Origin of the sequence: Psychrobacter sp. BI730 (genome assembly GCF_013414195.1) — a bacterium.
In the GTDB taxonomy this organism is placed as follows: Bacteria; Pseudomonadota; Gammaproteobacteria; order Pseudomonadales; family Moraxellaceae; genus Psychrobacter.
On the sequence record NZ_JAATTV010000012.1, the window covers coordinates 37,978 to 51,347 of the forward strand.

Genomic DNA, 13,370 nt, shown 5'->3' on the forward strand with positions numbered 1-13,370 from the left:
TTTGGGTGATAATTTGAGTAATCTTTATTTTTGATAACGCTCATGGCGTTTTATGCTTGCAGTGCTTTATTTAGTACCGCTTGAACCGCTATGGACAATTCAAGCGTTTACTTGTTATGTAGTTATAATCAACCGTTTACGCTTGGGCAGTTTTAGACTGCTCCATCATATCCGCAAACTTATCAAATAATGGCGCGCAGTCATGTGGACCAGGGCTGGCTTCTGGGTGACCTTGGAAGCTAAATACAGGCTTATCGGTCAGCTCGATACCTTGGTTAGTACCATCAAACAGTGAGCGATGAGTAGATTTAATATTGTCAGGTAGTGTGTCTTCATCAACCGCAAAGCCATGGTTTTGACTGGTAATCATAACCGTACCAGTCGCTAAGTCTTGTACTGGATGGTTGGCACCATGATGGCCCGTTTTCATTTTGATAGTATTTGCACCGCTAGCCAAACCAATTAGCTGATGGCCTAAGCAGATGCCAAACGTTGGCACGTCAGTTTGCTCAATGATATGGCGTACCGCATCGATTGCGTAATCACAAGCTGCAGGATCACCAGGGCCGTTTGATAAGAAGATGCCATCTGGGTTCATTGCTAGCACGTCTGCGATAGGGGTCTGTGCTGGTACGACCGTTACGTGACAGCCACGGTCGACGAGCATGCGTAAGATATTGGTTTTGCTACCGAAGTCATAAGCGACGACGTTGTATTTAGAATCGATGTGAGTGCCGAGTTGCTTAAAGAAGCCGCCAGTACCGCTATCATGACTACCAGGAATATCACGGTTGAGTAGGGTGTCTGATAAATCCCAGGTACCTGCTGTCCACTCAAAGTTCTCTGTAGTGCAGCATTCTTTTGCCAAGTCCATACCCTTTAGACCTGCAAAGCCTTTCGCTAACTCAATCGCTTTTTGCTCATCAGCAGCGCTGATCGTCTCGCCGTTTGAAGCAGTCATGATACAGCCGTTCTGTGCACCTTTATCACGTAATAGACGTGTTAGCTGACGCGTATCAATTTCAGCGATAGCTACGGTTTCGTTACGCTGTAAATAGTCGCTGAGTGACTCTGAGTTACGGAAGTTAGAGGTTGCCATGGTGGCATCACGGATGATAAGACCGTCTGCCCATACTTTATGGCCATTGCCAGATTCTGTGTCCTCGCTATTGGTGCCTGTATTACCGATATGAGGGTAAGTCAAAGTCACCAGCTGGCGGGCATAACTTGGATCGGTTAGGATTTCTTGATACCCTGTCATGGCTGTGTTAAATACCACTTCACCAATACGATGACCTAGGCTGCCGATACTGACACCGCGAAAGATTGTACCGTCTGCTAGTGCCAAAATTGCTTGTATTTCTGCCGATGAATTCAAGGATTGCCTCCGCTGTTATTGGTGAGTGCCATCATGTTTTGTTGGTCTAGAATTGCTCCGTATCCTTTTATTTACGGCATTTGACTGTTGTCATATAAAAGTAAAAAAAGGGCGATACACAAAAATTTTCCACAAAAAAGCGAGAAGACATTATTGATGAAAACTACAAAACCCACTAGATAGTGAATAGGTAACTTGCATCATGTCCGCTCGCTTAGGCACAGATTTTGCGTATTATATACAAAATAGACGGTTATAGCTAGCCGATTTACTGGATTAATAGTCATTTCATGGCTAATAACAAAGACTTTATAAAGATACTTACGTTATAAGAATAGCCTAAGCCGATATTAGCTACTTTCTCTTTTATCGAATTCGACATCGAGCGTATATTAATAGCGCTGGATTTTCGCAGTTGGCTTTGCCACAATGGACAGCGCAGCGCTAAACCCAATTTTTATGATCGTTTGTTATAACAATAATGAAGATGACAAGGAGTCGTTATGATTTATCAGTATTTAGACAAAACCCCTGAGTTTGCTGTGCCATTCAACGGTTGGGTGGCAGATTCGGCGCAAGTGATGGGCGATGTATATTTAGGCCATCAGGCCAATGTGTGGTTCGGTGCAGTGATACGCGGTGACAATGATCGTATTCATATCGGTGACTATAGTAATGTACAAGAAAATAGTGTGATCCATACCGATGCAGGTGTCAAAGTTACTATTGGTAATTACGTCACTATCGGCCATCTGGCTATGCTACACGGTTGTGAGATTGGTGATAACAGCCTGATTGGTATCGGTGCTGTGGTACTCAATAATGCCAAGATCGGTAAAAATTGCCTGATAGGGGCGAAAGCCTTGATTACTGAAGGTCAGGTTATTCCAGATAACTCGCTAGTGATGGGCGCGCCTGCAAAAGTGGTCAAAACGCTAACAGGTGAGCAAGCCGCCATGCTAAAAATGTCAGCGCTACATTATGCTGAGCGTTGCCAGAAATTTAAAACAGGCTTAACAGAAATAGCGATGCCTGACTAAAGGTAAAGAGTCTAAGCCATTCTAAAGGGATAGATTACAAGGTACAGGCTTATTTCGTTTACATGCTATTTAAGTGATATGCTCAGCTTTAGTAGATAACTGTACCCAATTTTATTAAACGATTCATATTTTTTCGCAACCAACGATAAGGTCTCACCATGCAGGCAAATCAAGCACAAACACAACAAAAACAACTGGCATTATTTGATTTAGATCATACATTACTTGATGTCGATAGCGATTATCTCTGGGGCGAGTATATCGTAAAGCATGACCTTGTCGATGAGGCGCAGTACCGCACTGCTAATCAGAAGTTTTATAATGACTATATTGAAGGTACGCTAGATGCGACAGAGTACAATGAATTCGTCGCGCAGTTTTTGAGTAGTCTGCCGCTTGATAGACTTGATGAGCTAAGAGAAGACTATATCAAAAGCGAAATCGAGCCACATATTCGCCCAAAAGCGATGGAAGCGTTGTGCCAGCACATTGAGCAAGGTCACGACGTGGTGATTATTTCTGCGACCAATGATTTTGTGGTATCGGCTATTGCCAAGCGTTTTGGCGTGGAAGAAGCCAATGTATTGGCAACGCCATTAGAGATCAAAGATAATCGCTATACAGGTAAGCTAATTGACAGACCAAACTTCCAAGCGGGCAAAATATACCATTTGGATAAATGGCTAAATAAACAGCAAGCCTCTGGTATCACGTTTGAAAAAACGTATGCGTATTCAGATTCCAAAAATGATATTCCGTTACTCGAATGGGCTGATGTGGCCGTTTGCGTATCACCTGATGATGCGTTACATGCGCATGCTTTGGCACATCGCTGGGCAGTAGAAGATTGGTCAATTTAGATTATTTAAGCTAGTAATAGTAGCAACATTATCAATAGTGATAATTAGCGAACCATTTAGTCTCAATCTCATTTAAAATAGCGCCACATGCGTTATTTATTTTATTAGAAAAACAGGAATATTTATGGAAATCAATCCGTATCAAGAGCAAATTAAAGATTTATCAGAGCGTGGGCAGGACTTGCGGAGGTATCTTTGACTTCGATGGTAAGCAAGAACGCTTAGAAGAAGTCAATTTGGAATTAGAAAACCCTGAGCTATGGAACGATCCAGAGCGCGCGACCAAAATCAACAAAGAAAAAAGTCACCTTGATGGTGTCATCGATGTGGTGGTTTCTCTTGAAACCACACTAGAAGACGCGTCTGCTATGCTAGAGTTGGCAGTCGAAGCAGAAGATGAGTCATTGCTAGCCGATGTGCAGAGCGAGCTAGATAGCGCTGAGAAACGTGTCGCTGATTTGGAATTCCGCCGGATGTTTAGCGGTGAGATGGATCCAAACAATTGCTACTTGGATATTCAATCAGGCAGTGGCGGCACCGAAGCGCAAGATTGGGCCGAAATGCTACTACGCATGTACACACGCTGGGCAGAAGCACATGGTTTCAAAGTAGATGTAATTGAAGTATCTTCAGGCAGCGTGGCTGGTATCAAGTCGGCAACGATTGAGATCAAAGGCGATTATGCGTTTGGTTGGTTACGTACCGAGATTGGTGTCCACCGTCTAGTACGTAAGTCACCATTTGATAGTAATAATGGTCGTCATACGTCGTTTGCTGCGGTGTTTGTGTCGCCTGAGATTGACGACAATGTCGAGATTGATATCAATCCAGCGGATTTGCGTATCGATACCTATCGCTCATCTGGAGCGGGTGGCCAGCACGTAAACACGACAGATTCTGCGGTACGTATTACCCATGAGCCGTCGGGCGTGGTAGTGACCTGTCAGAATGAGCGTAGTCAACATGGTAACAAAGCCACCGCCATGAAGATGCTACGTGCTAAGCTTTATGAGCTTGAAATGCAAAAACGTATGGAATCACAGCAAGCGGTAGAAGACGGTAAGTCTGATGTTGGCTGGGGCAGTCAAATTCGCTCATACGTGCTCGATGACTCTCGTATCAAGGACTTGCGTACGGGTGTTGAGACCTTTAACACTGGTGCTGTGCTAGATGGTGACCTCGATCAGTTCATCGAAGCGAGTCTAAAAGCAGGATTGTAAGCAGCCGTTTTAAACAAGCAACCGTTTTAAAATAGTAACTAATTAAAATAGCAACTAACATTTAATTAAGGAAAATTATGCCAAGCGTAAATAATTATTTTGAAGATAAAGTGACTTCTATTGCTTTTCAAACGGCTACCAAGCCTGCGACTGTCGGCGTCATGGAAATTGGTGAGTATGAGTTCGGCACCAGCGAGTTTGAAACCATGAGTGTGGTGAGCGGTGCATTGACCGTCAAGCTACCAGAGAGTGATGAATGGAAAATTTTTAATGCTGGCGAGCAGTTTACCGTTGAAGCCAATAAAAAATTCCAAGTGAAAGTAGAGGTAGAAACGGCTTACTTATGTGTATATGGTAAATAACGACCTCTAAGTTGTAGCATTATTAAAACAACTAACGCCAAGTATTTTATGCTTGGCGTTTTTTTTGTGGGCATTTTATTCTCTAGCTAACTTCGAAAGATAAAACAATCGAGCGTGATTTATAAGTTCTTACGATACTGCACCATGTCAGTTTGAGTGGCAATGGTGTCATACAGGCTGCGTGCCGTTGTATTGCTTTCTTGAGTTTTCCAATAAACGTGATTACAGCCTTTCTCATCAGCAAAACGATATATGACTTCAATTAATAGTCTTCCAATATTCTGTCCCCGTACCAACTCATCGACATAGAGATCTTGTAGATAACAACATGCAGTACTGCTCCAAGTTGTTGGATGCATTACTACATGGGTGATACCTACTAAAACACCATCTTTCCACGCCCCAAATCCATAAACAGGGATGTCATCATCAAGCAGACTGCACCACGTCGTCTCTGTCGTGCTTGATGGCAAACTGGTCTTATAAAATGTCAGATAGTTTTGCCATAAGTGCGCCCAAAGATCATGATCGGCGAGGGCGAGTGCCTTTATTTTCACAGGTGAATGGTTCATTTTTTATAAACTTAAGTCGTGAGTAGTGCTGAATTATGCCTCAAAAGTACAGCACTTGGAACCCGTATCGCTATTTCTATCACTGCTTTATTTTACACAGGATTACACTTTGTCTGTGCCAAATAAACAGCAAAAAAAACACTCATTAATTATGCTAAGACCATGAATTCTCGAAGGTATATAGTGTTATGACAAAGGCAACAGTAAAGGCAAGCCAGCAAACAATGACCAAAGACGTGCGTCATGATTACGAGCATCTCGCACGCCGTGCCAATTTGCGTTATGTGAGTGACGACGAACCAGGCTACGAGCGTAGACGTTGGGGTCGCGGCTTTACTTATCGTGATGCAACGGGCAACACGGTCAAAGACAAAGCATTGCGTCAGCGTTTTGATGCATTGGTGATACCGCCCATGTGGTCAGAGGTATGGATATGCCAAGATGAAAGAGGCCATCTGCAATCAACAGGGCGAGACGAAAAATCGCGCAAACAGTATCTTTATCATCCCTCATGGAACAATATCCGTGATCAAGCAAAGTTTGATGCGATGATAGGGTTTGCAGAGGCGCTGCCCAATTTACGCGCACAGGTGGAGACAGATTTAGAAGCAGAGTCATTGTCACGCACCAATGTACTCGCTGCCGTTGTTAAATTGCTAGAGACCACTTTGATTCGTATCGGTAACAGCCGCTACGCCAAACAAAATAAAAGCTATGGTCTGAGTACGCTACGCAGTAAGCATGTCAGTGAAACCGACAATGGACTGGCGTTTGATTTCGTCGGAAAAAGTGCAAAAGAGCATCATATTGAGCTACAAGATGAGCGATTGATTGATATCGTGCAGGCCTGCTCTGAACTACCAGGTTATCAGATATTCAAATATCTAGATGACAACGGACATAAGCAAGTCGTCGACAGTAGCGATATCAATGATTACTTGCGGATGCATACGTGCGGGATGGACTGTGAAAGTAAGCTATACAGTGCAAAAGATTTTCGCACATGGATGGCAAGTGTACTCGCGGCAAGCTACCTTTATGACGAGCTACAAACGTCTGCAGGCGCTAACATATTAACCAGTGCACCAGAAAGCGCTGAGCGTCAGCAATTAGTCACTGATATGGTAAAAAGTGTGGCAGCAGAGCTGGGCAACACACCAACCGTCTGCCGTGCCTCTTATATTCATCCCATTGTCATTGAGCGTTTTTTGGCAGGACAGTTTTTTGAAACTTACAAACAAGCGCGCCGTGGTCGAACCAAAAAATACCAAAGTTGTGAAGAAAAAGCGTTGTTAGGGTTTTTAAGAGCTGATGTTTAAGTGTGAGATTTTAGATAGTAATATTGAGGTGTTAATTCTCTAATAGGAAATTGAAAATATGTAGCAGTACTTTGGCTATTGTAGGTGTCTTCGTGGACTTATAGCGAATTAATGATAATTAGTTATAGATTATCTTTATTTCTATAAAATAAAAATGATACGTTATGTATTGAAATAAACGTAGAAATGCGTTACTAATAGAGCATGATAAGTACGAACCTATGAAACGGTCTATAGGATGTGACCGTTTTACAATCATACATACCATTTTACCAGTTACCTGCTATTGCTAAAGGATTAGCTTATGAACACCACCTCTCAAACCCCGACGAATATTGATACAGACACTACCGTCACACCAAAAAACTATACCGATTACTATAATAATTTTGATATGGATACATTGCTGTCAGAAATCTTTGGCGAGCAGGTGAACGATCGACTAAATGCTTATATGGCTTGCTGTGGTCGCCATGTACGCGATGGTCGCGCTGACAATGCTGCGTTAGTACAGGAAGACACGGCAGGCAACATAACACGCATGAGCTTTGGTGAGCTTGACAAAGCGAGTGCTCAAATCGCTAACTTGCTACAGTCGTATGGGGTAAAAGCGGGAGACAAAGTAGCGACGATGCTACCGCGCACGCCAGAGCTGCTAACCGTTGTATTGGCGACATGGCGTATCGGAGCCGTATATCAGCCGCTATTTACTGCTTTTGGTTATGACTCCATCAAGTATCGGATGGACAAAGCCGATACCAAAGTCGTTTTTACTAACTTAGAAAATCGCAGCAAGTTTGAAGATTTGGCTGAGCAAACCAAAATGGTATTGGTCGGCAGTGTGGAGGATGCCCAGACATGGGGTGATGATCACTATAGCCAGTCTATGGCAGCACAGCTGCAAACGTTTGAACCTATGATGCTTGATACGGACGCGCCATTCTTGCAAATGTTTACCTCTGGTACGGTTGGTAAATCAAAAGGGGTCAGCATTCCATTAGCGGCATTACCTGCTTTTTACCTATATATGCGTTATGCCATCGACCTACGCGAAGATGATCAATATTGGAACATGGCAGATCCAGGCTGGGCGTATGGCTTATACTATGCCATCACAGGGCCTTTGCTACTGGGCATCACCACTTATTTTAATGAAGCAGGATTTGACGCGACTAATACCCGTGAGTTTATGGTGCGTCACAAAATTACCAATTTGGCCTCTTCACCAACTGCATTTCGAATGATGAAATCTAGTGGTGTGTTTGATAGTGTTAATGAAGGCGATCATAACGATACTAATGCTAAGCTGTCTTTACGCTGTGCCAACTCGGCAGGGGAGACGCTGAATACCGAGGTCGTTAACTGGGTTGAGACCTATCTGGGCTGTCAGGTAAAAGATCATTACGGTCAGACAGAAACGGGCATGACGTGCTGTGCGCATCATGCGCTAAAACACGAATCACCAGTTGGCTCGATGGGAATGGCGCTACCAGGTCACACGCTGGTGGTACTAGATGATGATATGAATGTACTACCAGATGGTGAACAAGGGCAGCTAGCAGTCGTCGTTAGTCAGTCACCTGCATTTTATTTCCATGGTTATAGCTGGAACGAAAAACAAGCTTTCGTTGATGACTACTATCTGACAGGTGATGTGGTTGAGCGTCATAGTGACGGCAGCTACTGGTTCTCAGGCCGTGATGATGACATTATTATTACCGCAGGTTACCGCGTAGGGCCTACTGATGTCGAAAATACTGTCTTAGAGCATGAAGCAGTGGCAGAGTCTGCGGCAGTAGGCGTGCCAGACGAAGTGCGCGGTCACACTATTAAGTCTTATGTGGTACTAAAAGATGGTATCGAAGGCAGTGAGCAAATCGCCAAAGAAATCCAAGAGCTGGTACGCAAACGCCTATCCACTCATGCGTATCCGCGTGAGGTCGAGTTTGTGACAGAACTGCCGAAAACGCCGAGTGGAAAGATTCAACGCTTTTTGTTGCGTAGTCTGTCTGCTGCATAAGTGAATTGGTAAAGTGTCTATAAATATAATAGAAAAATATCTAATAAGAAGCAAAAATTTAAAGGAATAATCATGCAAGTTAAAGAAAACAGCTTTTTAGTCACAGGCGGTGCATCAGGTTTGGGCGAATCAGTGGCTCGGGCGATTGTCGGTCAAGGCGGCAACGTCGTTATCGCTGATTTAAATGAAACGGCTGGACAAGCTCTGGTCGCCGAGTTAGGTGATAGTGCGCGCTTTGTACGCTGTGATATCACTAACGGCGATGAAGTGCAATCAGCGGTTGAAATGGCAGAGTCAGCTTTCGGCGGTCTACAAGGTTCAATCAATTGTGCGGGTATCGTAGTGGTACAAAAGCTGCTAGATCGTAATAACAATCCGGCAGACCTTGAGGCATTTAACCGCGGAGTCAATATCAATTTGGTCGGCTCATTTAACGTTGCTCGTTTGGTCGCTGCTAGCATTGCCAAGCGCATAGCGAGTGATGGCACTGCAGGTGACCATGTAGAAAAGAATGTAGATCAAGGCATTATCATTAATACAGCGTCCATCGCAGCTTTTGACGGTCAAATAGGTCAAGCCAGCTATTCTTCGTCCAAAGCAGGCGTGGTCGGTCTGACCTTGCCACTTGCTCGCGAGCTGGCACGTCATGGCATCCGCGTGATGACCATCGCACCAGGTGTCTTTGCTACGCCGATGATGGACAGTATTCCTGAAAAGGCACGCGAGCAGCTAGAGGCAGGTGTGCCATATCCTAAACGTCTAGGCGCTCCCAATGAATTTGCCAAATTGGTCACTCATATCATCGATAATGCTTATCTAAATGGTGAAGTTATTCGCTTAGATGGTGCGATTCGCATGGTGTAGCAGTCTAGTGAGTGATTCATCACTTTTGCACAAAACGTATCTATAGAATCTGGCATAGTGCTTTGATACATATGATTAATGACAAGAAATTAATTATAGGAACCAAAGTCTATGCCATTTTTTTATAGAAAATATTACTCGTCAAATGAGCAGCGTACGCCTTGGCTGCCCATTATCATTGGCCTTAGTCTTGCTGCCATTGTCAGCACCAGCGCTATTGCTTATGCCAAAAGCACCTCAAAAAATAAAAATCCCATTCCTCCTTCTATAGTGATTGACCGAGTCTTCGTCGACAAATCAGATCGAATCTTAAAACTGATGAGCGATGGTAAAGTTATTAGGTCGTATCGTATTGCGCTAGGGGAAAGTCCATCAGGTCACAAGCAACAAGAGGGCGACCAGCGTACGCCCGTTGGGATTTATACCTTAGATTATAAAAATGAAAACTCTATTGCGCATCGCTCTATTCATATTAGCTATCCCAATGATGAGGACAAGGCGCGAGCAAAATCATTAGGGGTCAATCCAGGTGGCGATATCATGATTCATGGGCAAATGAATGGCTTTGGACATTTGGGCTGGTTGAATCAACGACGTAATTGGACAGATGGTTGTATCGCGGTTACCAATGATGAGATGGATGGAATTATGGATGCGGTGATACTTGGTACTCCTATCGAAATCGTGGAGTAGAACAGTCGGATTATTATCTAATTTATACTAAGTAAGTGCATTATTCATTAACGTATTTAATGGAGGTTTATCTTTCATTTGCACTAATAAAATGGCACAACTGATCTACTAACTACCTTTAACTGATATTAATAGCCCCTTTAAATATTATTAATAATAAATATCATTGCTTTAAGTAAGGTTTTATTTAGTAATTGTCTTGAAATAGATGTATATATACCTTATATAAGTGACAGATAACAGTAGGCACTAGACTAAGATAATCCTTAGAGGTGCTATTGAGAATACCAATTATAAAAGGATATAGACATGAGATTTGAGAAGTTTACTCAAAAACTGCAGTCCGCCATTCAAGAAGCACAAAGCCTAGCATTAGGTCGCGATCATACAGGTATCGATCCTGTGCATTTGCTTGCTGTGTTGCTACAAGATGAGTCCAATTTATCTATCTGCCAACAAGCAGGTGCTTCTATTCCAGCGCTAAAAAATGGCGTTGCTAAAGCTCTAGATAACCAAGCGACCATTTCGGAGCCGACAGGTGACGTCAATCTAAACCCAAACTCGGTCAAAATCTTGAACTTGGCAGATCGTCAGGCACAAAAAGAAGGCGATGATTTTATCGCAACAGAATGGGTGATGTTGGCACTTGCTGAACAGGGCGAAACCAAAAAAATCTTTGAAAGTGCAGGCGTAACGGCAAGCAAGCTAAAAGCTGTGATTGAGCAATTGCGCGGTGATGATACGGTGAATAACCAAAACGCCGAAGATCAGCGTGATGCACTTAATAAATACACGATTAATCTAACTGAACAAGCAGAGCTTGGCAAGCTAGATCCAGTCATTGGCCGTGACGAAGAGATTCGCCGTACTATTCAGGTGCTGTCACGCCGTACCAAAAATAACCCTGTGCTCATCGGTGAGCCGGGCGTTGGTAAAACAGCTATCGTCGAAGGCTTGGCACAAAAAATTATCAATGGTGACGTACCAGAAGGTCTACGCCGTAAAGAAGTGCTGTCGTTAGATTTAGGTGCGCTAATCGCTGGGGCAAAATTCCGCGGTGAGTTTGAAGAGCGTCTCAAAAGCGTATTGAGCGACTTGGCTAAGCAAGAAGGCAATGTCATCCTATTCATCGATGAGCTGCACACGATGGTTGGTGCGGGTAAATCTGAAGGCGCGATGGATGCGGGTAATATGCTAAAACCTGCATTGGCACGCGGTGAACTGCATTGTGTCGGAGCGACGACGCTGGATGAGTACCGTAAATACATCGAAAAAGATGCAGCGCTTGAACGTCGTTTCCAAAAAGTACTGGTCGATGAGCCAACGGTCGAAGATACCATTGCGATATTACGGGGTCTAAAAGAGCGTTACGAGCTGCATCACGGCGTCGATATTCAAGACAGTGCCATTATCGCTGCTGCGCGCATGAGTCATCGCTACATCACTGATCGTAAGCTGCCAGATAAGGCGATTGATTTAATTGATGAAGCGGCCAGTCGTCTGCGCATGGAGATGGACAGTAAACCTGAATCATTAGGTAAGCTTGATAGCCGTTTGATTCAATTAAAAATGCAGCGTGAAGTGCTCAAAAATGAAGAAGATGCTGGCGCGCAAGCCGAGCGTAAAGTGCTCGATGCGCAAATAGCGGAATTGGAAAAAGAGTATGCTGATCTTAACGAGGTTTGGCAGGCAGAGAAAGCACTGGTCAAAGGCAGTCAACAGCTAAAAGACGAGCTAGATAAAGCCCGTATTGCGTATGACAAGGCTAGCCGCGAAGGCGATTATGAGATCATGAGTAAGCTGCAATACGAAACCATTCCGCAGTTAGAACGACGTATTCATGAGTCTGACTTGGCTGAGCAAAAAGAGCAGACAGGTGAAGGTAGCGGTGTGAAATTGCTACGTAACAAGGTGACAGACAACGAAATCGCCGAAGTGGTTGCGGCCGCGACTGGTATTCCAGTCAGCAAAATGATGCAAGGCGAGCGTGACAAGATGATCGCAATGGAAGAAAAGCTCCATGAGCGCGTCATTGGTCAAAACGAAGCGGTCGAATCGGTGGCCAATGCGGTACGTCGTAGCCGTGCAGGCTTATCTGATCCCAACCGTCCTTCTGGTTCTTTCTTATTCTTAGGACCTACTGGTGTGGGTAAAACCGAGCTGACCAAATCACTAGCAAACTTTTTGTTTGACTCTGAAGATGCAATTGTACGTATCGACATGAGTGAGTATATGGAAAAGCACAGTGTCAGCCGCTTAGTGGGCGCGCCTCCAGGCTATGTCGGTTATGAAGAAGGCGGTACGTTGACTGAAGCGGTACGCCGTAAGCCATATAGCGTCATATTGTTCGATGAAGTAGAAAAGGCGCATCCTGATGTGTTCAACATCTTGTTGCAAGTATTGGACGATGGTCGCTTAACCGATTCGCAAGGTCGGGTGGTAGATTTCAAAAACACCGTGATTATCATGACCAGCAACTTGGGTTCGCACAAGATTCAAGAGATGGTTGGCGAGAGCTACGAGGATATCAAAGCGGAAGTAATGGATTCTGTTGGGCAGCATTTCCGTCCAGAGTTCGTCAACCGTATTGATGAAATCGTAGTCTTCCATCCGCTTGGTATGTCGCAGATGGCAGGTATTGCGGATATTCAATTGGATCGATTACGTCAGCGTATCCAAGAACGTGAGATGGATATTGAGCTGTCAGCAGATGCGATGAATAAATTGGTTGCCGTGGGTTATGACCCTGTTTATGGCGCTCGTCCTTTGAAGCGTGCCATTCAACAAGAGATCGAAAACCCATTATCATTGAAACTATTAGCAGGTGATTTTGTCGCTGGTGATATTATCAAAGTCGATGTGGGTGCCGATGACAAGCTAACTTTTGATAAGCTTAGAATGAGCTGATCGTATTGGCTTTGACGTCTTTATAACCCAACTTTACGCTTAAAACAAACCCCTTATCTACAATCGTAGGTAAGGGGTTTTTATTTATAAAGAGCGTTTTACGTTACTGTTCTTTTACCATTTCAATATCTCTTA

General features: G+C 43.9%; 11 protein-coding genes. 9 read left to right on the forward strand and 2 right to left on the reverse strand.

The features are described 5' to 3' along the window. Positions 1-136 precede the first annotated feature (136 nt). Complete coding sequence (gene carA, locus HCZ91_RS09945; protein ID WP_179799260.1) at positions 137-1,378, reverse strand: glutamine-hydrolyzing carbamoyl-phosphate synthase small subunit; 1,242 nt, start codon at positions 1,376-1,378, stop codon at positions 137-139. 503 nt (positions 1,379-1,881) lie between these two features. Here carA and HCZ91_RS09950 point away from each other — a divergent pair. The 4 genes from HCZ91_RS09950 to HCZ91_RS09965 all read left to right on the forward strand — a co-directional run bounded on the left by HCZ91_RS09950 (position 1,882) and on the right by HCZ91_RS09965 (position 4,860). Beyond that, positions 1,882-2,418 carry a gamma carbonic anhydrase family protein gene (locus tag HCZ91_RS09950; RefSeq protein WP_179799262.1) on the forward strand — a complete coding sequence of 179 codons (537 nt, stop codon included), beginning with the start codon at positions 1,882-1,884 and terminating at the stop codon, positions 2,416-2,418. Positions 2,419-2,576: 158 nt separating this feature from the next. Next, positions 2,577-3,278, forward strand: coding sequence for an HAD family hydrolase (locus tag HCZ91_RS09955; protein WP_179799263.1), 702 nt, complete (start codon positions 2,577-2,579; stop codon positions 3,276-3,278). A gap of 124 nt (positions 3,279-3,402) precedes the next feature. Then, a protein-coding gene (gene prfB / locus HCZ91_RS09960; RefSeq protein ID WP_102078362.1) for a peptide chain release factor 2 occupies positions 3,403-4,498 on the forward strand; the annotation gives its coding sequence in 2 pieces (ribosomal slippage) (positions 3,403-3,474 and positions 3,476-4,498; 1,095 coding nt in all). Between the two features lie 77 nt (positions 4,499-4,575). Further along, positions 4,576-4,860 (forward strand): pyrimidine/purine nucleoside phosphorylase, encoded by a 285-nt coding sequence (locus HCZ91_RS09965; RefSeq protein ID WP_179799264.1) that lies wholly within the window; start codon positions 4,576-4,578, stop codon positions 4,858-4,860. 119 nt (positions 4,861-4,979) lie between these two features. On the opposite strand, the gene HCZ91_RS09970 is transcribed toward HCZ91_RS09965, so the two are convergent. Next, positions 4,980-5,432 carry a GNAT family N-acetyltransferase gene (locus HCZ91_RS09970; protein ID WP_179799265.1) on the reverse strand — a complete coding sequence of 151 codons (453 nt, stop codon included), beginning with the start codon at positions 5,430-5,432 and terminating at the stop codon, positions 4,980-4,982. Positions 5,433-5,620: 188 nt separating this feature from the next. Between HCZ91_RS09970 and HCZ91_RS09975 the strand changes: the two genes are divergently transcribed. From HCZ91_RS09975 to clpB, 5 genes are all read left to right on the forward strand, one after another. Further along, positions 5,621-6,751 (forward strand): DNA topoisomerase IB, encoded by a 1,131-nt coding sequence (locus tag HCZ91_RS09975; RefSeq protein WP_179799266.1) that lies wholly within the window; start codon positions 5,621-5,623, stop codon positions 6,749-6,751. A 304-nt stretch (positions 6,752-7,055) separates the two neighbouring features. Then, positions 7,056-8,771 carry an AMP-binding protein gene (locus HCZ91_RS09980; RefSeq protein WP_179799267.1) on the forward strand — a complete coding sequence of 572 codons (1,716 nt, stop codon included), beginning with the start codon at positions 7,056-7,058 and terminating at the stop codon, positions 8,769-8,771. 72 nt (positions 8,772-8,843) lie between these two features. Further along, positions 8,844-9,635, forward strand: a complete 792-nt coding sequence (locus HCZ91_RS09985) for an SDR family NAD(P)-dependent oxidoreductase (protein ID WP_179799268.1) — start codon at positions 8,844-8,846, stop codon at positions 9,633-9,635. Positions 9,636-9,746: 111 nt separating this feature from the next. Beyond that, positions 9,747-10,328 carry a L,D-transpeptidase family protein gene (locus HCZ91_RS09990; RefSeq protein ID WP_179799269.1) on the forward strand — a complete coding sequence of 194 codons (582 nt, stop codon included), beginning with the start codon at positions 9,747-9,749 and terminating at the stop codon, positions 10,326-10,328. A gap of 309 nt (positions 10,329-10,637) precedes the next feature. After that, positions 10,638-13,235, forward strand: a complete 2,598-nt coding sequence (gene clpB, locus HCZ91_RS09995; RefSeq protein WP_179799270.1) for an ATP-dependent chaperone ClpB — start codon at positions 10,638-10,640, stop codon at positions 13,233-13,235. Positions 13,236-13,370: the final 135 nt, after the last annotated feature.